The sequence below is a fragment of the uncultured Brachyspira sp. genome (assembly GCF_910578695.1).
In the GTDB taxonomy this organism is placed as follows: Bacteria; Spirochaetota; Brachyspiria; order Brachyspirales; family Brachyspiraceae; genus Brachyspira.
In genome coordinates this window covers 20,427-44,458 of the sequence record NZ_CAJTQJ010000005.1, presented here as the reverse complement: position 1 = coordinate 44,458, position 24,032 = coordinate 20,427, and the positions used below count along the sequence as shown (strand labels likewise).

The 24,032-nt window shown below is 26.2% G+C and carries 24 protein-coding genes; 7 read left to right on the top strand and 17 right to left on the bottom strand.

The genetic code is table 11. The features are described from left to right. Nucleotides 1-26 precede the first annotated feature (26 nt). From QZ288_RS02735 to QZ288_RS02725, 3 genes are all read right to left on the bottom strand, one after another. Nucleotides 27-3,137 carry an efflux RND transporter permease subunit gene (locus QZ288_RS02735; RefSeq protein WP_295154702.1) on the bottom strand — a complete coding sequence of 1,037 codons (3,111 nt, stop codon included), beginning with the start codon at nucleotides 3,135-3,137 and terminating at the stop codon, nucleotides 27-29. Nucleotides 3,138-3,268: 131 nt separating this feature from the next. Then, nucleotides 3,269-4,312, bottom strand: coding sequence for a hypothetical protein (locus QZ288_RS02730; RefSeq protein WP_295154700.1), 1,044 nt, complete (start codon nucleotides 4,310-4,312; stop codon nucleotides 3,269-3,271). Then, entirely contained in the window at nucleotides 4,300-5,052 is a 753-nt protein-coding gene (locus tag QZ288_RS02725) for a pyridoxine kinase (RefSeq protein ID WP_363322954.1), read from the bottom strand. The genes QZ288_RS02730 and QZ288_RS02725 overlap by 13 nt, the downstream gene beginning before the upstream one ends. Nucleotides 5,053-5,220: 168 nt before the next feature. Between QZ288_RS02725 and QZ288_RS02720 the strand changes: the two genes are divergently transcribed. The 3 genes from QZ288_RS02720 to QZ288_RS02710 all read left to right on the top strand — a co-directional run bounded on the left by QZ288_RS02720 (nucleotide 5,221) and on the right by QZ288_RS02710 (nucleotide 8,119). Further along, nucleotides 5,221-5,886, top strand: a complete 666-nt coding sequence (locus tag QZ288_RS02720) for a phosphatase PAP2 family protein (protein WP_295154696.1) — start codon at nucleotides 5,221-5,223, stop codon at nucleotides 5,884-5,886. Nucleotides 5,887-6,006: 120 nt separating this feature from the next. Then, nucleotides 6,007-6,285 carry an acylphosphatase gene (locus QZ288_RS02715; RefSeq protein WP_295154694.1) on the top strand — a complete coding sequence of 93 codons (279 nt, stop codon included), beginning with the start codon at nucleotides 6,007-6,009 and terminating at the stop codon, nucleotides 6,283-6,285. A 31-nt stretch (nucleotides 6,286-6,316) separates the two neighbouring features. Further along, on the top strand, nucleotides 6,317-8,119 hold the full coding sequence (locus QZ288_RS02710) for a LysM peptidoglycan-binding domain-containing protein (protein WP_295154692.1): 1,803 nt from the start codon (nucleotides 6,317-6,319) through the stop codon (nucleotides 8,117-8,119). 238 nt (nucleotides 8,120-8,357) lie between these two features. On the opposite strand, the gene QZ288_RS02705 is transcribed toward QZ288_RS02710, so the two are convergent. From QZ288_RS02705 to QZ288_RS02680, 6 genes are all read right to left on the bottom strand, one after another. After that, nucleotides 8,358-10,448, bottom strand: a complete 2,091-nt coding sequence (locus QZ288_RS02705; protein WP_363322953.1) for an ATP-dependent DNA helicase RecG — start codon at nucleotides 10,446-10,448, stop codon at nucleotides 8,358-8,360. A gap of 11 nt (nucleotides 10,449-10,459) precedes the next feature. Further along, complete coding sequence (locus tag QZ288_RS02700; protein ID WP_295154688.1) at nucleotides 10,460-10,888, bottom strand: YkvA family protein; 429 nt, start codon at nucleotides 10,886-10,888, stop codon at nucleotides 10,460-10,462. Between the two features lie 156 nt (nucleotides 10,889-11,044). After that, nucleotides 11,045-11,251: a DUF2905 domain-containing protein gene (locus QZ288_RS02695; protein ID WP_295154686.1), complete on the bottom strand. Its 207-nt coding sequence runs from the start codon at nucleotides 11,249-11,251 to the stop codon at nucleotides 11,045-11,047. A 2-nt stretch (nucleotides 11,252-11,253) separates the two neighbouring features. Beyond that, complete coding sequence (locus QZ288_RS02690; protein ID WP_295154684.1) at nucleotides 11,254-11,940, bottom strand: TrkA family potassium uptake protein; 687 nt, start codon at nucleotides 11,938-11,940, stop codon at nucleotides 11,254-11,256. 312 nt (nucleotides 11,941-12,252) lie between these two features. Next, a complete protein-coding gene (locus QZ288_RS02685) occupies nucleotides 12,253-12,588 on the bottom strand; it encodes a hypothetical protein (RefSeq protein WP_295154682.1) in 336 nt (111 codons plus the stop codon). Between the two features lie 87 nt (nucleotides 12,589-12,675). Next, nucleotides 12,676-13,653, bottom strand: a complete 978-nt coding sequence (locus QZ288_RS02680; RefSeq protein ID WP_295154680.1) for an ankyrin repeat domain-containing protein — start codon at nucleotides 13,651-13,653, stop codon at nucleotides 12,676-12,678. Nucleotides 13,654-13,913: 260 nt separating this feature from the next. Between QZ288_RS02680 and QZ288_RS02675 the strand changes: the two genes are divergently transcribed. Continuing rightward, entirely contained in the window at nucleotides 13,914-14,333 is a 420-nt protein-coding gene (locus QZ288_RS02675; protein ID WP_295154678.1) for a hypothetical protein, read from the top strand. 85 nt (nucleotides 14,334-14,418) lie between these two features. Here the strand turns inward: QZ288_RS02675 and QZ288_RS02670 are convergent, their stop codons facing one another. The 6 genes from QZ288_RS02670 to hisA all read right to left on the bottom strand — a co-directional run bounded on the left by QZ288_RS02670 (nucleotide 14,419) and on the right by hisA (nucleotide 19,584). Continuing rightward, nucleotides 14,419-15,423: a hypothetical protein gene (locus QZ288_RS02670; protein ID WP_295154676.1), complete on the bottom strand. Its 1,005-nt coding sequence runs from the start codon at nucleotides 15,421-15,423 to the stop codon at nucleotides 14,419-14,421. A 114-nt stretch (nucleotides 15,424-15,537) separates the two neighbouring features. Further along, complete coding sequence (locus QZ288_RS02665) at nucleotides 15,538-16,344, bottom strand: hypothetical protein (RefSeq protein ID WP_295154674.1); 807 nt, start codon at nucleotides 16,342-16,344, stop codon at nucleotides 15,538-15,540. Between the two features lie 95 nt (nucleotides 16,345-16,439). After that, nucleotides 16,440-17,234, bottom strand: coding sequence for a type I methionyl aminopeptidase (gene map, locus QZ288_RS02660; protein WP_295154673.1), 795 nt, complete (start codon nucleotides 17,232-17,234; stop codon nucleotides 16,440-16,442). Between the two features lie 14 nt (nucleotides 17,235-17,248). Beyond that, the gene (locus QZ288_RS02655; protein WP_295154671.1) at nucleotides 17,249-17,713 is read right to left on the bottom strand and encodes a polymer-forming cytoskeletal protein; all 465 of its coding nucleotides are present in this window, start codon (nucleotides 17,711-17,713) and stop codon (nucleotides 17,249-17,251) included. 73 nt (nucleotides 17,714-17,786) lie between these two features. Then, nucleotides 17,787-18,764: an FkbM family methyltransferase gene (locus QZ288_RS02650; protein WP_295154669.1), complete on the bottom strand. Its 978-nt coding sequence runs from the start codon at nucleotides 18,762-18,764 to the stop codon at nucleotides 17,787-17,789. 106 nt (nucleotides 18,765-18,870) lie between these two features. Beyond that, the gene (gene hisA, locus QZ288_RS02645) at nucleotides 18,871-19,584 is read right to left on the bottom strand and encodes a 1-(5-phosphoribosyl)-5-[(5-phosphoribosylamino)methylideneamino]imidazole-4-carboxamide isomerase (RefSeq protein WP_295154667.1); all 714 of its coding nucleotides are present in this window, start codon (nucleotides 19,582-19,584) and stop codon (nucleotides 18,871-18,873) included. Nucleotides 19,585-19,881: 297 nt separating this feature from the next. Between hisA and QZ288_RS02640 the strand changes: the two genes are divergently transcribed. Beyond that, on the top strand, nucleotides 19,882-20,637 hold the full coding sequence (locus tag QZ288_RS02640) for a PilZ domain-containing protein (protein ID WP_295154665.1): 756 nt from the start codon (nucleotides 19,882-19,884) through the stop codon (nucleotides 20,635-20,637). Next, a complete protein-coding gene (locus QZ288_RS02635) occupies nucleotides 20,621-21,217 on the top strand; it encodes a 5-formyltetrahydrofolate cyclo-ligase (RefSeq protein ID WP_295154663.1) in 597 nt (198 codons plus the stop codon). Before QZ288_RS02640 ends, QZ288_RS02635 begins: the two co-directional genes overlap by 17 nt. 3 nt (nucleotides 21,218-21,220) lie before the next feature. On the opposite strand, the gene QZ288_RS02630 is transcribed toward QZ288_RS02635, so the two are convergent. Next, nucleotides 21,221-21,733: a chemotaxis protein CheW gene (locus QZ288_RS02630; protein WP_295154662.1), complete on the bottom strand. Its 513-nt coding sequence runs from the start codon at nucleotides 21,731-21,733 to the stop codon at nucleotides 21,221-21,223. 317 nt (nucleotides 21,734-22,050) lie between these two features. Between QZ288_RS02630 and QZ288_RS02625 the strand changes: the two genes are divergently transcribed. After that, nucleotides 22,051-22,827 carry a TSUP family transporter gene (locus tag QZ288_RS02625; RefSeq protein ID WP_295154660.1) on the top strand — a complete coding sequence of 259 codons (777 nt, stop codon included), beginning with the start codon at nucleotides 22,051-22,053 and terminating at the stop codon, nucleotides 22,825-22,827. A gap of 230 nt (nucleotides 22,828-23,057) precedes the next feature. Here the strand turns inward: QZ288_RS02625 and QZ288_RS02620 are convergent, their stop codons facing one another. Further along, the gene (locus QZ288_RS02620) at nucleotides 23,058-23,411 is read right to left on the bottom strand and encodes a hypothetical protein (RefSeq protein WP_295154658.1); all 354 of its coding nucleotides are present in this window, start codon (nucleotides 23,409-23,411) and stop codon (nucleotides 23,058-23,060) included. Between the last annotated feature and the right edge of the window lie 621 nt (nucleotides 23,412-24,032).

The following is a 24,032-nucleotide window of genomic DNA, read 5'->3' as shown; positions in this document are numbered from 1 at the left end:
TTAGAAACTCCTGCAAAAAAATATAATTATAATAAATCATTAGCACTATCCCTGTCTTTTTTATCATAATCTTTAAGAGGTATTTTATTTCTTACAGCAGCATACATTGTAGGAATTATTATTAAAGTAAATATTGTTGATAAAATAAGCCCTCCTAATAAAGCTGTAGCAAGAGGCTTGTACATTTCATTTCCGCTTCCTATACCCAAAGTCATAGGAAATATTCCAAGTATAGTTGTAAGCGTTGTCATAAGCACAGGTCTTAATCTCCTGCTTCCTGCAAGTAAGGCAGCTTCATCTCCATTTATATGTTTTTCATAAATAAGCTGATTCATATAATCAATTAATACTATACCGTTATTAACTACAATTCCTATTAATACTATGCAGCCTATAGCACTGTATGCACTTAAAGTTGTATTTGTTATAAGCAATGCAATTAATGAACCGGCAAAACCAAAAGGAATTGCAAAAGCTATAACAAAAGGTGCTATTAAAGATTCAAACTGACTAGCCATTACAGCATAAACTAAAACTAATGCTAATATTAAAGTTTGAATAAGCTGAACAAAAGCTTCATTCATCTCTTCAAAATCTCCGCCGTAATTTATTGATATTCCATTTGGTATAAATATATCTTTTTGCATAACTTCTTTTATGTCGGCTATTATTTCATTTAAGGCTCTTCCATAAGTACCTGCTATTACAACCGTAAATCTTTTTCTATCTTTTCTTTCTATTCTGTTCGGACCATAGCTTTTTACTATATCCGCTATCGATGATAATGGAATAAGTGCTCCTTTTACAGGTATGCTTATTTTTTTTACATCTTCGATAGTAACTTTATCAGAATTCTCTAACTGCACATTAACATCTATATCAGTAAAATCGGAATTCTTAGGCGTTATTGTGGTAGCCGTCCTTCCTGCAAAACTTGTATTTATTATTCTAGCTACATCATTAACTTTAAGTCCCATTTTAGCCGCTATATCTCTATTAACATAAACCTGAAGTTCTCTATTAGACTCATCAATATCAACCATAGCACCCCTTACGCCGTCTATATTTGATATGGCACTTACTATTCTATTTCCAAGCTCTTCAGCCTGCTCCATATTATCGCCGAGCATTTCTATTCTTATAGTTTCCCCTCCGCTTGCCCTCGTTCTTGAACCTAATAGTATCACATGAACTACTGCAGGATAAAGCTGCAATTTTTCTCTTACTCTTTCTATATAGTAATTTATATCGCCTGTTCTTCCTGAATTTTTAGGTTTCAGCTGCACTCTTATATTTGCACTATTAGCTTCGCTCTGTTTTCTTATCCTTGATTGAATTCTATTCAAATCTTCTTTTACTATATTTTTTATATCATCTTCCATCAAATTAATAAATGACTGAGTCTGCTCATACTTTGTACCTATAGGCATAGTAACCATAACCATAAATTGTCCTTCATCTGTGCTTGGAAATCCCTCTTTTCCAATGATATTAAATCCGAATATTAAAATTATAAAAATTAAAACTATTGAAGGTATCAATACTCTTTTTTTTCTTTTAATAGAAAAAGATAAAAGCTTATAATATAAACTGCTTATATTATTATGTATATATTTATTAGTTAAAATTTCTAATTTTCCTAAAAGTTTTAATCTCTTATCGCTTATAAGTCTAGCCCCCAGCATAGGAACTATTAAAACAGCAACTAATAAAGAAGCTATCATTGATATTGTAACAGTAATGCATAAATCTCTAAAAATCTGGCTGGTCATTCCTTCAATATACAAAAAAGGTAAAAATACGGCTATTGTTGTAAGAGTAGAAGCAGAAATTGCAAGAGAAACTTTTGATGCACCATTAACAGCAGATGAGTATTTTCCAAAACCATTATTTCTATAATAAAAAATATTTTCAAGCACAACAATAGAATTATCAACCATCATACCGATACCCAATACAAGCCCTGAAAGAGATATCACATTTAAAGTTATTTTCATAAAATACATAAGAGTAAAAGTTATTATTATTGAAATAGGTATTGATATTGCTATTACAGAGGCAGTTCTTATATTCCATATATAAAACATAAGCACTATAACTGCAAAAAGTCCGCCCTGCCAAGCTGCATAAAGAACGCCTTTTATAGCCTCATTTATACTGTCAGCTGTATTAAACATTATCTGATATTTTACGCCTTCAGGAAAATTATATTCCTTAAGTTTTTTTATAACATTTTTAGAAACTTGAACTGTATTAGCTCCTGACTCTTTACTCACAGCTATGGATATAGAATTTTCTCCATTAACTCTTATTATATTAATAGTATCATCATAACCCTCATAAACTTCTGCTAAATCCTGTATTTTTACTACAGTTTTATTTTCTCCGTCAGTTTTTAAAGATATAGAAGTATTTTTTATATCTTCAATGCTTGTTATCTCTCCCATAGTTCTTATAGTATATTTATAAAAGCCTTGATTTGCCTGCCCTCCTACCAAATTATTATTATCGCGTGCAAGTGCAGAAGCTATTTCATTAATATTAATATTATAAGCCTTTAATCTGTTTAGATTAACATCTATCTTTATCTGAGCTTTTAATCCTCCCAAAACCTGAGCCTGTGCCACTCCTTCAGCCTGTTTTATTTGAGGAGCTATTTGATTATCTGCTATATTATATAATACTGCCTGATCATCGATACCATAAACAGCAATATCCATCAATGATGTATCATCCGTATTATATTTTCTTATTATAGGTTTATCAGCATTATCCGGAAGTAAATGCGAAACTTGTTCTAAAGCTTCTCTTATATCTTCGGAAGCATCTGTTAAATCCGTACCCCAATCAAATTCTATTAATACATTTGATGAATTTTCTCTTGATGTAGAGGTAATATTTTTTATATTATTCACAGCAGCAACAGCACCCTCAATCACTTTTGTAATTGATTTTTCTATCTCCTGAGGTCCTGCATTTTTATATCTGGTATTAATACTTATATAAGGAATCTGAATACTAGGCATAAAATCTATTGAAAGCCTAGATAAACTGATAAAGCCTAATATTGATATTGATACTATAATCATAAGTACAGCAACTGGTCTTTTTACAACTGTTTCTATTATCAATTTCATAAATTATTTTTCTAATTATTATTTTATTTTTTTATTATCATAAAAGCTGATTAAGTATTATATCATATTAGACGATAAAGTGCGAAAAAAAGTTTCAAATTGATTAATAATTAAAGTAAAACATTATGAATTTATCTAGTAAAAGTTTTTATAAATCTTTCTCTGTATTTATAAGTTAATAACTTTTTATTATACATTTCTGACAATTTTTTTATTTCTGTATTATCCATACTTTCAGTATCTATAGCATATATATAGCTGTCTTCTTTAAAACCTTTTACCATAATATTAATATAATTATTAAATTTTCTATCAAAGAATAATTTAAAGAAAATTATAGAAAATGTAACTATAATAGAATTAACTATTACATATATAAGTATAAACATATAATACGGATATACAAATTCTTTTCCGCTTCCGATAAAAAAGAAGCCGTTTCCAATCATAATAACAGTTTCAAAAAGCAGATGTTTTCTTTCAAAATTATCCCAATCATCAGCTCTGTATTTAAGTTCATTATCATAATATATTAAAGACATATTATAGCTTTTTGCAAATCCCTCATATTCAAGTTCATCAGTATTTATATTTTGAGAGAATGCTAAGCCTGCTTCATATATTATTTCGCTTTTAGTATTCTCATACGAAGTTACTATCTTATTATCAAATACCCAATTTATTATTCCGTATAATATCATAAATATTAAAGCTGTAATAATAGAAATAACTATAATAAAATGAGAAGATATTAAAGAATAAAAAGTATTCTTATTTTCTACACTAAAGAGATAAAAGAAATATATTATATGAGATATATAAAAAATAAAAAGCACATGATATCCTCTTGTAAGGAAAGAAGATATAATATTTTCTCTTAAAAATACTCTATTTAAAGAAAAAAAGTTAATTATATAAAAAAGCCCCAATATAGAAAGTATAAAAGGAACAAGATATACAACAAGATAAAAAAAAGTTTCAATTCTCGAATAATTATTTACTTTATAAAAGAATACGCATACAAAATAAAAAGAACATAAAAATTCTATAAATATTAAAACTCTCATAATATATGTATGCAAATCTAATATCATATATGCACACATTGATATTATAGTCAAAGATGATACAGCAGATACTATAAAGTTAATATTATATTTACTTAATTTTTCCACTTTATTTCTCCTATTTTTGCTTTATCATATATAACTCTAATCATTTTATAATCCAAGCCTAGAAAAGAGGCATTATTTACCAAATTAAATACTGCACTTGGAAATATAGGCTGTGTATTTTCAATAATTTTATCTGTATACGGATATGAAGCCATTATTCTTGATAAATTAAAAAGTATTGCTATCAATTTTGATGAACTAGAAAGCTCATCATTTGTTATAGAATAAGGTAAAACGCTTTTTGCAGCTATTGCTATGAATATAGGATTAATATGCTCTAATGTTGATATATTAGATATAGAATGTTCTATCATATCTCTTGCTTTATCTATAAACTCTTTTTGCTCATATTTATATTCATAAAATATAGGAAGAGAAGCTATATAGCTGGTATGCATTATATCTCTTAATACTAAAAGTATAGATATATAATTAAAAAGCTCATCATCATCAAGATTAAATTTATCATCATTAATTATTTTATCTTTTTCTCCGTTTCCTTTAAGCCAAGATATAGATAATACCTGTTTAATTATATTATTTTCAAATATAGTATAAGTATATGATATATAATCTAAAAATGATTCATTATTATTTGATCTTCTTATCAAATTAATTATAGATTCTTTTTGAATTTCTACTGCATCATCATAACCCGGTATATGAGATAAAAAACCAAAGTTTATATTATTTTCTATATAATCAATAAACTTTTCATAAGCATCATTTCCTACAAGCACTTTTTTATATCCTAAAAAATAAATTTTCATCTATATGTCTTTACTATATTCGGAAACTTTAAAAAAATCACTAAATATTTTAAAATATTTCAATTTAAATATTAGCAGTTGATTTATTTGTATTTTATAATAATATTATTATATACAGCTAAATTTGGGCTTCTTTATATGAATAATGAACAAAAAAGTAATAAACATAGAAATCAAGTAAGAAGAAAAAAAATAAAAAAAATACTAAAAAGAAGAAGGAAAAAAAAAAGAATTAACTATATAAATAGTCTTCCTTTAATAAAATTTATGTCCAATTTAGACAATAAATTATTCTTAACAATTTTCAAAGATAATCGAAAAGGTCCTGTAAAAACATTTATGAAATTTATGAGCAGAATGGGAGACGGATATATATGGGTTCTGATTTATTTACTGTTTTATATGTTTAGAATAGATTATGCTGCCTTGTATTTTTCAAGAGCTGCAGCTGCAATTTTTATATGCATATTTCTATTTTTATATATAAAAAGTTTTTTCAGCCGAATGCGTCCTTATAAAAAACATTCAAAAATACCAATTATGTACCCTCCTGATAAGCATTCTTTCCCTTCAGGTCATACAATGGTAGCTTTTGCTGTATCATTTTGTATGGGAAGCTATAGCATATATTCAGCTTTATTATTCTACCCTATAGCATCTTTAATAGCATTCAGCAGAGTATATGTAGGACTGCATTATCCTTTTGACGTTATTTTTGGAATAATATTCGGTACTATAATAGGTTTTTTATCCAATACAGCATTTTTCTATATAACAGGGCTTCCTATAATAGGGCATTTATAAATTTTATATCTATATTTTTATGGAAATTTCTATATTAGGTATTTTATAATTATTTATATAAATTGTCAATTTTTTAATATTCATATAAATTCAATAAAATATATTTCCGATAATTAGTATATGTTTAAAGTAGATATCACATTAAAAGGAAGAGTTCAGGGAGTAGGATTCAGATACTATTCAAAACAAGTAGCTGATGAAATGAAAATCGGCGGAAAAGTATGGAATAATTATGACGGTTCTGTTGAAGTAATCGGATATTTGAAAACAAAAGCTGAAATAGATGAATTTGTAGAAAAAATAAAAATAGGTCCTCAAATGTCAAGCGTTAAAGAAGTAAATGTTGTAATTACTCCTGTTGATCCTCTTATAGACGAAGTTTTTGAAATAACAAATTAAAACTCTTAATTGAACTTGAAAAATAACTATTATGAAAAATATTTTTAAATATGCCTCCATTATAGGATGTACTTTTGCCTCTATAAATTTTGCAGCAAATTATACTGATTATAAAGTAAAAAAAGGGGATACTTTATACGGCATAGCATTTTCGCATAATATGACTGCAAATGAATTTCTTACCGTGAATAATATAAAAGATGCTGATAAATATAATCTGAAAATCGGAGAAACTTTAAAAGTAAGAGAAGCAGAATATAATTTAGTATATGATTCTCAAAATAAAGTTTACGGATTAAAACAGGGAGAAGAAAAAAAATCATATAAAGATTATAAAGTGAAAAACGGAGATACCTTATACGGCATAGCATTTTCGCATAATATGACTGCAAATGAATTTCTTACTGTGAATAATATAAAAGATGCTGATAAATATAATCTGAAAATCGGAGAAACATTTAAAGTATATGATAATAACTATAAAACAACTGATAATAATCAAAATAATAATTCAGAAAATTATGATACTTATAGAGTACAAAGCGGAGATACTTTATATGGAATAGCTTTCTCTCATAATATGAAAGTAAATGAATTTTTAAAAATTAATAATATAGATGATCCTGATAAATATAAATTATATGTCGGAAAAATTATGTATATAAAGTCATCTAAAAAAGATAACAGCATAAATAATAATAAAGAATATACAAAAGAAACAGAATACTATACTGTAAAAAGCGGTGATACTCTATACGGCATAGCATTTCAAAATGATATAAGCGTTAATGATTTTTTGAAGATTAATAATATAGATGATCCTTTAAAATATAAATTAAGAACAGGCGAAAAATTAAAAATATATGCAAAAGAAAATAATTCCAATACTCAAAGTAAAACTATAAAAACATATAAAGCAAAAAATGGGGATACTCTCGGAGAAATAGCATTAAAACATTCAATGTCTTTAAAAGATTTGCTTGAATTAAATAATTTAAAAAGCAGCTATATACTAAAAGCAGGAGATACTCTAAAAATATATGATAATATTAATATAAACACTTCATCAAAACCAGCATCATACACAGCTTTAGAAAATTATAAAGTAAAAAGCGGTGATACATTAAGCGAGATAGCATTTTCAAGAGGAATGGATTTAGTAGAATTATATTCTATAAATAATATTAATGATAAGTATATGCTTAAGATAGGAGATACTCTTAAGGTATATGCAAGTCCTAAAAAAACAGCTGCAGCCGTTATATCAAATTATAAAGTTCAAAGCGGCGATACTTTATATTCAATAGCTAAAAAGCATACAATGGATTTGAGAGATTTAATGCAGTTAAATAATATAAAAAATGCAGATGAATATAAATTATATATAGGAGCAAATATAAAGGTAAAAACAAAAAAAATGCTTGTATATAATTTCAATGATGATACTCTGCTTCCTGAAAGCTCTTTTATATGGCCCTATAAAGGAATAATAATTTCAGGATACGGGGTAACTTCTGATAAACTTGCAAATAGAGGCGTAAATATATTGGGAGATGTAGGAGATAAAGTTTCGGCTTCAGATGATGGTATAGTAGAATATGCTGATAATATTAGAGGTTTCGGCACTGTTATAATACTTAAACATAAAAACGGATATAATACTTCTTATGCTCATTTATCAAAAGTTAATGTTAAACTTGGAGATATTGTAAAAAAAGGAGATTATATAGGAGATATAGGAAATACAGGAATGATAGACAGAAGCGAATTATATTTTAAAATTTCATATCAGGGAATGGCTATAGATCCTATAAAGCTTCTTCCTAAAAGCTGATAATAAAAAGCTAAAAATAGAACGCATCAAAAGAAAATAAGTATAGTACAATATGCATTAGATAGTGTAAATAAAATTTGTTATAATTATTGCTGTATTAAGGCATTTTATTTATTTCTTACTATGCTTATTTTTATCTTATTTTGTTGCTATATTACTATCTTAATAATCAAACTAAAATATAAGATTAATTATTTAATCAAATCATAAAAAATACAAACTGATACATATAAATAACTTAATCACTTTTAATTATCCGCTCTTTCAAATAATTAGCTTTTAATATAAATGCTTCATTTTCTTTGTAAAAATTTTCTTTTGAATTTTCATCTCTAAGTAAAGAACGCATTTCATCTTTTGCTTTACGCATTATTTCATTATCTTTTATTATGTTTCCAAGTTTAAAATCAGGTATTCCGCTTTGCTTATCTCCCAAAAACTCGCCCGCCCCTCTCAATTCTAAATCTTTTTCTGATATTTTAAATCCGTCAGTAGTTTCGCATATTATACTGATTCTTTCTTTTATTATATCATTAAGCTCGCTATGAAGTATTAAATAGCAATATCCAAGTTTATCGCCTCTTCCTACCCTTCCCCTAAGCTGATGAAGCTGAGATAAGCCGAACCTTTCAGCACCTTCTATTAATATTGTAGTGGCATTAGGATTATCTATTCCTACTTCTATAACTGTTGTAGAAAATAATACTTTTATCTCTCCTTTTGAAAATCTGTTCATTATATATTCTTTTTCATCATCTTTCATTTTTCCATATATTATTTCTATTTGAATATCTGAAAAATAACTTTCTTTAGCCCTTTGAAATTCGCTTGAAAGAGTAATAAAACTAGAATCATTATTTTCTATAAAAGGAAATACAACATATCCCTGCTCTCCTTTTAATATTCTGCTTTTTAAAAATTTATAGCAATGATCCCTTTCATAAAGTTCTTTATATTTTGTAAGCACGCCTTTTCTGTTTTTGGGCATACTTTTTATGATAGATAAATCAAGCTCCCCAAATAATGTTAATGCCAAAGACTGAGGAATAGGAGTAGCCGTCATAAGAATATAATCAACATTTTTTCCTTTTGAAAGTAATTTATTTCTTTGTGCTGCTCCGAATCTCTGCTGTTCATCTACTATTGCATAGGCTAAATCCTTAAATATAACTTCATCATAAAGTATAGAGTGAGTTCCTACCAATATGCTAATTTTTCCTTCTCTAAGTCTTTTTAATAAATATCCCCTCTCATTTTGATTAACAGAAGAAGTTAATATATCTATCTTTATAATATTTTCCAAGCCTGATGATTTAATTATTTTTTTAAATGTATTATAATGCTGTAATGCTAATATTTCTGTAGGTGCTAAAAATGCAGTTTGAAATCCTGACTCTGCAGGTATCAATGAAGTTAAAAATGCTACTATAGTTTTACCCGCTCCTACATCTCCCTGAAGCAGTCTGAACATCTGCTTATTTGAAAATAAATCATTTTTTATCTCTTCTATTGCATTTAATTGATCAGAAGTGAGCTCAAATGTTAAGCTTGATTTTACTTTCTCCAGCAAATCTGAAGAATTATATCTTTCTTCTTTTATTAATATATTAGGTCTTCTTTCACTTAAATGTATATACTGAAAAGTTAAAAACTCATCAAAAATCAGACTTTTCCTCGCCTCATCAAGAGCCTCAAAAGAAGTAGGAAAATGCATCTCCATAACAGAAGAAACAAAACTTTTAAGTCTGTACTTTTTTTTAATAATGTTTGGAATATCATATTTCATATTCTTTTCAAAGTTTACAAGCTCATTTACAATTAAAGTTCTTAATTTTTTTTGAGAAAGTCCTTCAGTCAATGGGTATATAGGTACAATCTTACCATAAGACAATGCATTAGAAGACGGTTCTTCAAATTCTGTCATTCGGCATTGAAGTTTTCCTCTGCCGCTTCTTAAAAATTTACCTGTTAAATACAGTTTAGCTCCCTTAGAAACTCCTGCAGGTAATCTCCCTCCGTAAATAGGTACTTCGCATATAGCAGCCCCGTCTGTTACTATAACTAAAGGCTTTTTTTTATACTGAAAAGTAAAACTCGATACATCTATAACTTCAACATATACAACACTAGTTTTATCTTTATTTTCTAATGCTTCATAAAGTTTTAAAGTTTTTCTTCTGTCTTCATAAGTTCTAGGAAAAAAGGATATTAAATCATATAAGGTAATTATATTCTTTTTTGCAAGTATTTCAGAATACCTAGAACCTACGCCTTTTAAATATTTGATGCTCTTTGTGAATATCTCTTTATTATAATCATTATTCATCAAAACTTTATTTCCTATTTATCTTCATAATCTATATTCTTAATATTATCAATATTTTTATGTTCTGTATCTTTAGTCTTTCCATACTTCCATTCTCTATATTGATTTAAATCTTCAGAAAAATATTTCAAACATAAGCCTATAATAAATGCATCGTCCAATAACCCTGCTAAAGGTATAATATCAGGTATAGCATCTATAGGCATTATTATATATAATAAAGCTCCTGCTATAGATGCAATGGTTTTCCAAGGTATATTTTTATAATTACCATTAATATAATCCTGTATCATATCTAACATCAATTGAATTTTTTCTAAAAACTTTGCAAGATGTACTGATGAAGATAAATTTAATATGTCTTTAGATTTATCAATAATAGATTTTAATTTTTCTAAAGTAATATCTAAAGAAATATTATTCCATATCTCTTTTGCTCTCATAAATAATACCTTCCAAAATTAATACTTATTAATACATTATAACATAATAATAAAAAATTATAAATAATAAGACATAAGTATTTTTTAAACTTCATCAAACATATATACGCTTTCTATTAAAAATTAAGCATTTAAGCAAATAAAAAAGTAATAATACTACCTAAGTTTAGAAATAATATAAATAATAAAAGAAAGTATAATACAAGTAACTAAAGGAAATGCAAAAGTAAAATTATCCTTTTTTATAATTATATCTCCCGGAAGTTTTCCAAAAGGAATTTTTATATTAAATAAAAGAAGTATTCCAACAACTATTGATATTATGCCAATAATTATAAAGATTTTTGCAAGATAAGTATTCATAGTTATTCAGCCATTTTTTTATTCATTTTTTCTATATCCTTATCATGTCCTGCAATAATAAGTATATCGCCTTCAACCATAGGCTCATCAGGATCAGGAGTACAATCAACTACTATTTTTTTCTCCCCTAATATTCCTACCGTTTCTTTTTTTATTGCCACAACATTAATTTTATATTTTTTTCTCAAATCAAGTTCTTTAAAATTCTTTCCTGCAAGTCCTCCGTGAACAGGAAATTCCACTATAGAATGATATTCGGTTAAATCATAAAGCAATACAGTATCTCCAACCTCAAGCTGTTCTGCTATATGTATGCCCATAGATTCTTCAGGGCTTACCAAATGCGTTACTCCTATCATACTAAGTATAGCTTTATGTTTTTCATTTGAATATCTTGCTATAATATTTTTTACATTAAGCTCTTTCAAAAGTAATGCAGTCAATATACTTGTCATCATATCTTCACCGATTGTGAGTATAACAGCATCAAATTTATTAATTTCAATAGCTTCTAATGCTTCTTTTTGAGTAGAGTCTAAACGCATAGCCTGAGTAACATTATTTTTTATAGCCTCTATCTCATTTATATCATTATCTATAGCAAACACTTCTATTGAAGGTTTTGTCATAAGTCTATTAATTAATGCCTTGCCTAAAGTTCCTACCCCTATAACAGCATACTGAAGCATATAAATACTCCTACTTTGATTAGTTTCATTTATACATTATAAAATTAATATTAAAATTTGTCAAAAAAATATTATTAATTAAATTAATATATAATTTATATAAAAAATAATTATATGAGTAAGTTCTAAAATTAATAGAATATAAAATTGTATAAATATGCTTTATATATTTTGATGCGTCAATCTAAATTCAGCAAAAATATATAATAATCAAAAGAAGTACTTAAAGATATGTTTAATATAAATGAATATACAAAAAATAAATGGGATTAAAAATTTTAAGTCCCATTTTATTTCAAATAAAAATTATTTTTAATCATTATCAGCCTGATAATTTAACTTAACTAAATAATCTACTTTATCAACAACTTTAGTGAAAGGCTTTTCAACACTAATTAAAGCTCTCTCAACATTATTTCCGTCTTCATCTTCAATATAAATATCATAGTATAATTCTTTATGATCATATTCATTTTCAAAACTAAGTCTTATGAATATAAAATTATTTATATTGATTCTATCCATTTTAGGCTCATATTCTAAGCGTTTAATCTCAGCATTTAATAATTCCTTGCCTAAATTTTCTACTATAATCTTATAAATAGACTCAAGTTCTTTTCTTATATAATGAACATTATTATCAAACATTATAAAAACTCCAAGTAATATATTTTCTAGCATAACTAATATATCAGAATATATCAATTTTGTCAAAATAATTCACAGTAACATATATTAATATTTATCTAATATAGCAGCTGCCTCTTCATCTCCTAACTCTCTTGCAATTTCTGCAAGTTCTTTAGCTTTTTTATTAGCAAGATTAGGATTAGCATTATTATTAAGAAGTATTAATGCTGTTTCAAAATTGCCGTTTTCTATAGCATAAGAAAGAGCTGTTTCTCCGTCCTTATCAATCATATTCACATCAGCACCATTTTCAAGCAATATATTAATAGCATCTGTTGATATACCTCTGCCTGAAAAAGATATCAAAGGAGTTACACCTGCAAAATTTGCTTTATTAATATTAGAAGTTTTAGCTAATACTTTTATACTTTCCACATCATTAGCAATTAAAAGCGGAGTAATACCTTTAGAATCTACTAAATTAATATCAGCACCATTATCAGCTAAAAATGCCACTACATCAGAATTAGAATTATCGGCAGCAAAAAATAAAGGACTCCAGCCATAATTATTAACAGCATTAACATCTGCTTTAGCATTAACCAAAAGTTCAACAGTATTAAAATTACTGTCATATATTCCTATACCTTGTCTAGTCCATATATCTACAGCATATAAAAGAGCTGTGTAATTTCTTTTGTTTTTTATATTGACATCAGCATTATTTTGTATGAGTGCATTTACTAAATCGGCATATCCGTAATAAGAAGCTATCATTAAAGCTGTAGTTCCCTCATCGAAAGTTATACTAAGATCATATTCTGTATCTTCTTTATTTACTATATTTGTAGTTTCTGTTAAAGTATTATTCACATTGCCTGAAGAAATTAAATTTTTTATTATATCTATAGAAGGACTTCCATCATATTTTGCTAAAGCATCTTCTAAAGATAAATCCTGAACTATATTACTGCTTTCTATAGATTTTTCATCATTTTGTCTGTCTTTATTTATATCAGAATCACTTTTATTACCGCATGATAAAATAGATAAAAGTAAAAATGCATATATTAAGAATCTCATAATAAACTCCAATAATATTAATATATTAAGAAACAATCATATATTAACATATATTATTAATTTTATCAATTATAACATATAACTTTATAAAGTAATTTACCAATATTCTTTTTTAGTATTAAACGAAAAAATCATTATTATATAAAACTAATTATTTTTTATATAAAAAATTTAAATATTTATTATAAAAACTATTCACTAATATATTTTTTGTCAGTTATATATTATAAATATTAAATTAAAAATAATAGGATAAAAAAATGAAAACTTTTATAAAAACAATATTTACTATTTTGATGATGATATCTTTTGTATTTGCTGTATCATGTTTAAATGATTTTACTAAAACAGGGGAAGGAATAGACAAAAAATATGCTGGAAAATATTTTTCAAGTTCAATAGAGAAAAATGCGAAAGGAATTATTATAGAAAATGGGAAAGCTGACTTTACTGTTAATAATGACGGTTCTATAGAAGGAGTAATTAATATTGACGGAGAAGCTATAGAAATTAAATTCTCGAAAGGAAACATATTCAAAACTGCAGATAATAATTATACTGCTGAAGCTGATTTAATTGGAGAATTAGACAAATATACTTTTACATTTAATGATAAAATAATGGAGCTTAATATAGCTAATGATAATTATACTATATCGGGCAGTTTAATAAGGAAGTAATATTGCTTTATTGATTATCTATATCTAAAAAAACTGAAAAAAATTATTAACATATAATTTTTATTTCATAAAGCATTTTTTATATTTAAAATATTAAACTTATTTCAAGCCCTACTTTAGTTTCATATCCGAAATAACTTGAAGCACCTCTAGGCTTTCCATAACCAACTTTTAAAGACACTGCATATCTGTAAAACTCTATTCCAATACCGAAATTAACTGCAGAATGCCAAGTATCTTTTATTAATCCTAACTTGTCTTTTTTATCCAAAAGAGCAGCAATATTTATTCCTGTTATTAAACTAATTTCATCTTTGTATAAAGCAAATCTATAATCTAATCCTGCATGTATTCTAAATAACTGCGGGCTGTTTCCAACAGCATTATAAGAAATTTCAGAGCCCAAATAAACACTGAATTTTTTTATGAAATAATAAACAGATATAGAAGCAAATTCATAACTGCTTCCGCTTTTAATCTTAGTATCTCCTTTAAAACCATCAACCAAATGAGTAGACTGATGATAAATAGGTATAAATCTTATTTTCATATCTATTCCTGCAAGATTTTGAAGCCAAAGATCAGCAAATACCATAAACTGCCCCGAAAAATCATAAACATCAAATAATCCGCTGTTTCTTCCAAGTATGGAAATCTCCATAGCTCCGCCCATACCTACAGAAAAATATTTATTTCTATAAAACATTATTTCACTTGCCAAACGCCCTTCAATATAAACCGATACAGATTTAAAATCCCAATTTACATTTGGAGCAATAAGAGATAAATTTTTATAGGCGTCAAAATTTTTTGCAAATAATATTCTTCCTATAAATGCCCTAGGGTCCTGCCAGCCCATATAATATTTATCAACTTCATATATACGAAATGGGTTTTTAAAACTGTAATCATTTTCCTGAGAGTATAAATTTGCAATAGATATAGACAGTAAAATAAATATTATAGAATAAATTTTACTTATATAAAGTTTGACGGATATAAAAAAATAATTAATTATTTGTGCTGTGCTGTGCTGTGCTGTGCTGTGCTGTGCTGTGCTGTGCTGTGCTGTGCTGTGTGCTTTATGCATAGGAAAGCCCCAATAATAATTATTATATAAATAATAAAAAATGTCAACATACTTATTTTAAGCTAAAAAACATAATATTATTATAATAAAAAATACTAATTATTTTATAATAGTTTAATTTAGTTTTCTAGGTATCCTTACATTTCTTAATGCCTCTAACCTTTGAACAATAGCTTTTTGAACATCAAAATTGCTAGGCTCTACATTAGAGAACTCATATTTATTTGCAAGTATTAAAGTTTCTTTTTCCTGAACATAATTACGCATTCTTCTATAAATTAAAGACATTCTAAAAAGAGATAATTTTTGTCTATATCCATTCATATAAGCCTGTCTATAATAATCTATAGCAGCAGTTCCTCTATTTCTGTTTCCATAATGTTCTGCCAATCTGAAATATATTCTTCCTTTATCATAATTCTTATATGTATTCTCAGCCATATCTATAATTTCTTTTTCTATATTGGCATAATTATTTTCATCTATTAATTTTTCATATATATATAAAAGTCTGAAATAAGAATCTAATTTATAAGCAGGTATTGTAAGATTAGAAGAGAAGTTTATAACTTTTCTATATTCTTCTATAGCCAAGCGATAAGAGGCTGCTCCTCCCTGTTCAGCAGGATCTCCGCCTTCTTTTTCATATATTAAACCTAAAAAATAATGAGCATCAGCATTATCAGGATAATACATCAGAGTTTTATTCATTATATAAAGTGCATAAGAAATATCGCCTTTATATATAGCTCTTTTAGCCTCGCCTATATATACCCAAGCAGGTTCTAATTTACTATTGAATAATGCACCGTACTCATTGGTAACTGCTGATATATCATCTGTTATGGTATTAAGATTTTGTGCATATATTGATAAAGAAGCCAATACTAATATATTAAATGTTAAAAAAATATGTTTCATAATCTGCATCAAAATAAAGTTTTTTACTGCTTAATATATCGGTATAATAAATTTTTACATTAAATTATTTTTATATGACAAAAACATAAAAAAATCTAACTTTTAAGATATTTATTTACTATCTCATCATCTTCTAAAGCAGTCAGTATTTCTGCACCGTTTTCTGTAACAGCAACAGTATGTTCATAATGGGCAGATAATGAGCCGTCTCTTGTTATAATAGTCCAATCATCATCTTCTATCAAAATAGAATGATGACCCATATTAACCATAGGCTCTATTGCTATAACCATATTAGTTTTGAGTATAGGACCTGTTCCCTGTCTTCCTCTATTAGGAACAGCAGGCTCTTCATGCAAATTAGCACCTATACCATGACCTTGAAATTCCCTTACAAGAGAATAGCCCGCATCTTCAGCAGTTTTCTGCACAGCATAAGAAATATCTCCCAAATGAACGCCGTTTCTTATTTTTTTTACTCCATTAAAGAATGATTCCATTGTAGTTTCTACTAACCTAGATGCCTCTTCTGATACATTTCCTACTTTATAAGTGAAAGCCCTATCCGAATGATATCCTTTATAATATACTCCTATATCAAGCCCTATAATATCGCCGTCTTTTAAAATTCTTTTTTTACTAGGTATGCCGTGTATTACTTCATTATTAATAGAAGCACATACTGAAGCTGGAAAAGGAGGATTTCCATAACCTTTAAATGAAGGCTTGGCATTATGCTTTCTTATATAGTCATATACAAATTTATCTATTTCCTTTGTTGAAATACCCGGATGAACTATCTTACCTACCTCTTTAAATACATTAGCTAATATATGTCCGCTTTCACGCATTAAATTAATTTCAGCCTGAGTTTTTATTTTTATAGCCATTTTATATACTCACCTTAATTAAATATATTATTTGAACTGCTGCCTGTATTTAGAGTATTATCATTATTAAAAGTATTATTATCTTCTTCTATTGTTTTGATACCTGTAAATGACTCCTGAACTACTTTTGTAATATCTTTTTTCTGTCCGCCTGTAATAGTCATCTCTCCCTGTATAACAGCACCTTCTCCTACATCTATTTTAGGGGCTTCTATATTTCCTAAAACCCTGCCTGTTTCTATAAGTATAACTTCTTTCCTTGCATCAATATTTCCAATTAAAGTACCTGCTATTGTAATGCTTTCTGTTATAATTGTACTAGTTTTTACCTTGCCGTTAGGTCCTATAATTAAATGTCCGTCTATCTTTAATTCCCCTTCAAATTTTCCGTCTATTTGAAAAGAACCCTTCACAATAAAAGTACCCTTGAAAGAAGAACCGTCGCCTATAACACTATTTACTATGTCTTTTCTCGCCATAAATTTTAACTCCTAAAGTTTGATTTTATAAGATAGTTAGAAAAAGTCAATATTATTTAATTATAACATAATTTTATTTTTTAGGTATACAAAAAAGCACTGTCTCCCCTCCCCAAGGCGAGAAAGTCCTTATATAATAATTATAATTTTCTGTTATTTCTTTAATGAAAATTGGAACTTTATAAAAATCTTCCATAAAAAGCTCTCCGCCATGATATATAGCAACGGCAAGAGAAGGCTTGAATTTTTTTATTGTTTTTGAAGCACCCTCTAATATATGCATTTCTGCTCCTTCAACATCCATTTTTAAATAATCTATTCTTTCTATATTATTAATTTCAGCAAATTCATCTATAGTAACTGCCTCCATCTTAACTATAGGAGTATTAGGAGTCATAGATACAAAATCAATAATTTCTTTTTTATTAGAAAATAAAATATTATTTAATATTACATTATTTAATTTATATTTATCTTTCATTAATTTTAATGTTTTATAGGCATTATTATCAGGTTCAAAAGCATAAATCTTGGCATTATCATTGCATTTTTTAGAAAAGAAATAAGTTGTATCACCTTTCCAAGCTCCGACATCAAATATAATGCTGTCATCTGATGCCTCAAAAATATTTTTTATATTATACTGCTCAAGTGAGAATATATAAAAAAGTAAAAAATTTTCTATTTCTTTAGGATATTTATACTTCTGCAAAATAAATAAAACTCTCTTTATACCCCAAGAAAATATATTAATAGAACCATACTTTATACTCAATTTTATTTTTTCTTTAATATTAGTATAGGCATCTCTATTAAATGAAAGCAAATATCTATATCTTACTATTTTTCTAAATAACTGTTTTGAATATGTTTCTTCAAGCATATTATAAAAAATTTCAAAGCTGTTATTTTCTTCTTTTTTCATAGCTATTATAAAATTATCAGTATTCTCTATTTTTTCTATTTTCTCTTTACTTAATTTTTTACCTGCTATTTTTCTGCATTCTTCTAAGATTTCATTTATTTTATTTACTTTATTTATATTTTTCATAATTAAATTATCTTCTTAAATTATTAATATTATTAATAGTAATAAGTATCTTTTATGAGATTATTTTTAGAGCTTTATAATTTTATTATAAATAATTTATATTTTATTATTGTGCAATCTCTATTATTCTTTTCAAATCTATTTTTTTTTCATATATGGATTTTCCTACTATAGCTCCGTCAATATTCATATCTCTTAATTTTATAATTTCTTCTTCAAAAGTTATACCTCCCGAAGCTATGATACTGCATGAAACTTTTTCTCTTAACTCTTTATATATATCTAAATTAGTGCCTGATAATTTTCCGTCCTTTGAAATATCTGTATATATAATTGTATCTATTCCCATACTGTCTAATTTAATACAGAACTCAACAGAATCTTCTTTTTTTATCTCTTTCCAGCCTTTAATTGCTATCATTCTATCTCTTGAATCAACGGACACTGCTATATGCTCCATATATTTATTAATCATCTTTTCAGTAAAGTCAATATTCTCTGCAGCAAGAGTACCTAGTATAATTCTTTTTACACCTATATCCAAATATTTTTTTATAGTATCTTCATTTCTTATGCCGCCGCCTACTTCTACAAGTAAACTGCATTTCTTTATTATCTGCTTTATTGTATTAAAATTAATAGTTTCTCCATCGCTTGCCCCATCTAAATCAACAATATGCAGATATTTACTTCCGTTTTCTATAAAAAAATCTAATACCTCTAAAGGATTTTTAGAATAAATAGTTTTATTATTATAATCACCCTCAACAAGCCTTACAACCTCGCCGCTTTTCAAATCTATTGCAGGAAGTATATACATTTTAATCACCTCTATTATTGTTAAATTATAATATATATCATTAAATTATAATAAATCATTATAGCATATAATTCATAATAATTAAAGATTGTTTAAGCATTAATTATTTTTTAATTTTTAAGAATAACTAATTTTATTATAAAAGTCATTTATTTTATATCATTTGCTTATATATATAACAATAAGCTCTTTTAATGGTATTAAATTTTAAATACTTAATTTTTTTATTTGAAATATTGCATAAATAAAAAATTATGTTAAACTTGAAACGCATAAATTATCAGGAGAGTTAAGAGAATGGATAAAGAACAAATAAAAGGCGTGATTATAGAAAATAACCCTTCTATCTTAATGAAATATAAAAGTGCTTTTAATAATGAATTTGATATAAGTACTTTTAATGATACTAATTCGTCCTTAGCATATATTTTAGAAAATAATCTAAATATATATTTTTATATAATAAGATATAATGAAGATGAAAAAGACAGTATTAATTTATTTATAGAAAAAGTTAAAAGAATTAATCCTCAGATAAAATTGGTGCTTACAGATGTATTAGACGGTTTGGATAAAAATTTATATCCTTATTCTTTGATGTTTTACAAAAATACTGATGCTAGTGTAATAGTACAGGCTATACAAACTGAAATATCTAAAATGTCAGATGAAAGCGTACAAAAAAGAAGACAGTATTCAAGAGTAAATTGGCCTCTTAATGTTATTATAGCATATAAAGATAAAATTAGAGGCTCTATAGACAGAAATATACTTTCTATCAGCGGAAACGGAGCTTATATATCATCTGATACTAATATACCTGATAAAGGCGATATATTAGGACTTACCATATCTTTCAAAGATTTTAAACTATTTACTGAAGCAAAAGTTGTTTGGATTAATAATGAAAAAGAAAAACCTGATTTACCTAAAGGTTTTGCTGTACAGTTTATAGATATAGGTATGGCTTCGCAAAAAATTATAGATCAAATCATTAGAGATAAACTATTACAAGAATTGCTAGTAGAACTAAAAGATGAAAACTTCTCTTAATAATATTAAAGAAGCAAAAAATATAATAAGAGAATCATTTAAGCTCATTAGAAGTAATTTAAACTCGGACTTTATAGAGGATAAGAGTAATGTAATTTTTAGAAAATTTAAAAATATGGTTAATATTAATAAATTTCATTCTATATCTGTATACTCCGATTTTAATAATGAAGTTGCTACTAATAAAATAATAAAATATGCATTAAAAAATAATATAAAAGTGTCTGTACCGTTTATTATAGATAATCATAATATGAAATTGAAATATATTAATGATTATGATAAAGATATTAATAGAAATACAAAATTCGGATGCGGAGAACCATTTGAATACTGTAAAGACTGCAATATAGAAGAAATATCTATGTTTATTATACCAGCTTTAGCATTCGATGAAAAATGCGGAAGATTGGGATTCGGCAGCGGATACTACGATAATATATTAAAAGTAAATAAAAACGCTTTAAGGATAGGATTAGCTTATGATTATCAAATACTTCCGCTAATACCGAAAGATGATAATGATGAAATACTTGATATAATTATAAGCGAAAATAAAGTAATAACTGCCGCATTCTAATATTTAACTGTCAGCAGCAGCCTCTTCTTCCTCTTCATCTGTACTAAATAATTTTTCTAAATCTAATACTACCAGCAATTTATCTTCTAATTTGCCTACACCTTTAATATATTTCTGTCCTATACCTGAAAGCATAGGAGGAGGAGGCTGAATATCTGAATTGGAAATAGATACTACTTTTGATATAGCATCTATAATAATACCCATATCGACATCTTCTATTTTAACTATGATAATACCTGTGTTTTTATCGCCTTCTGTTTCTTCTAAATTGAATCTCTTTTTCAAGTCTATTATAGGTATAATATTACCGCGTAAATTTATTACACCTTCTACAAAATCTGGGGCATTAGGTATAAGAGTAATCTTTTCCATTTTTATTATCTCTTTAGCCTGCATGATATCTATAGCATACTCACCGCTGCCTAATCTAAAAGTAACAAGGTTTGTACTATCTTCGAGATCAACTCTATTTTCTGTACTTTCAATAGGTTGTTGCTCTGTCTGCTCTGCCATTTAATATGCCTCCATAAAATTTACAGTCATTCCATTATCGGAAATAATTGCGTATATTTTATATCAATAAGAAATATTTGCAATTAAAACATAACAATAATGCAGTGAAAACATTTTTGTTATTTTAAATCATTTTTATCTAAAAGTCAATAATCTATAAAATTCTATTATATTTAATAGTTATAAATACAGCATACTTTTTATTTAAAAAACATATTCAGTGATAATAGTATAAAATACTAAAAATATATATTTAAATAAAATTTGACAAAAAAGCAGCACAGATATAATATCATTAAAAAATTAAAAGATTTTGTATGCTGAGTATAGAAAGTTTAATAATACTAATAATAGGCTGTTCAATAGCAGGATTTGTTGATGCAGCTGCCGGAGGAGGCGGACTTATAAGTTTGCCTGCATATTTAATAGCGGGCATTCCTCCGCATACAGCATTGGCTACAAATAAATTGACATCTGCTTCAGGAGCCATAGTTTCGGCATTTACTTTTTTCAAAAATGGAAAACTGACAGCTAGGCTAATAAAGTTTTTAATACCTATGACAATACTAGGCTCTATTGCAGGCGTTCGGGTAGTTGTATTAATAAACTCTAAAATACTGCAGCCATTGATAATGATATTTATTTTAGCGGTTGGAATATATACATTATTTTCTAAAACTTTCGGAACTGAAAATAAATTTGATGAAAATAATCTAAAAATAAAAAACTATATAATAGGAATGCTTTTTGCTTTTCTTTTGGGTTTTTATGATGCGGTATTCGGTCCGGGTACAGGAAGTTTTTTAATAATGTTTTTTGTACTTTATTATAAAATGGACTTTCTTCTTGCTTCTGGAAATGCTAAGGCTTTAAATCTTACTAGTAATTTATGCTCATTAATAATATTTGCTATAGAAAGAAAGGTTAATTATATGGCAGGCATATTTATCATACCATTCATAATGATATCAACATATTTTGGGGCTAAATTTGCAATAAAAAAAGGAATAAAAGTTATAAAACCTATATTTGTAAGCATATCATTACTGACTACTTTAAAAATACTTATAGATATAATTAAGATAAAATATTAATGTTTTGCTGTTTTGCTATAAACTATAATTAATAATATTATACAAGTGATAACAGTATCTAATAGCTTTATCTTATAAAATTTAAAACTAGATTCTTTAATATTTAATAAATAAAAATTGTTTTATTATTGCTAGCGATAAACTAACTAAAAATTAGATATAGCTTTATATATAATACTAAAATTATATTTGTATAATAAATAAACAAATGATATTTACATAAAAATAAATTATCTTTTTATAAAAACTTCTATATAATTAGGCAAACTAGACAAAGTGCATTCACAGTAATTCGGACTAGTAAATCTAAAAGTTAAAGTGTATAGTGAACTTGAAGCATTCAATTTATATTCTACAACTTTTTCATAAGGATCCCAATTCTGTATAATAAAATTATGAGAATTACCGATGCCGTCATCAATAATTAAATCGCCATTTTTTGTAATAAAAAAACGATCCTGAGAATTATTTTTATTAACCCATTCGCCAATCAAATTAGAAATTAAAAAACCAGGTTTGGTAAAAATATTGCAAGATAAAAGCATTAATTGGCATAATACTAATAATATAAATAGCTTTTTCATAAATATAAATCTCCTTAATACTTAAATAATTTATTTTTTAAATATTAAATACATAACAAAACTAAATTAATAAGAAATATATAAAAAACACTTAATTCTTTATTGCCAATCAAATTATAATCAGTACATAAACCCTTTGGGATATTAATCCGATTAAAGAACTTCTGATATTATTTCTTAATATAAAATATAATTTCTTCTAAATATAGTATTAAACTTCTGTCATTTTTGTACCATTTAATTCTAATAAATGTTTCTAAGTGTTTTATTTTAACAGCATAATAAATTTTAATTCTATAAGCTAGTATAAATAAAATAATTTTAAAGTCAATAAAAATAAAAAATTATTTTTTTTTGCAAATTAAGTATATATAATTTTTTAATACATCTATTTTTTATATAAAATAAATTTATATTTTTAATAGCGTTTTTGTATATTAATTGTAAATTTAAATAATGCTAGGGCTGTCATTAAAATAACAGTAAAAACTAAAAAGAACAATATTACAATATAACAACAAATAAAAGCTATAAAAATATATGGCAGAAAGCGAAAATAAAATTTTATATGTATTAAACAAGCTAAATTTGTTAAAACTTAATTATAAAATGCATTAAATT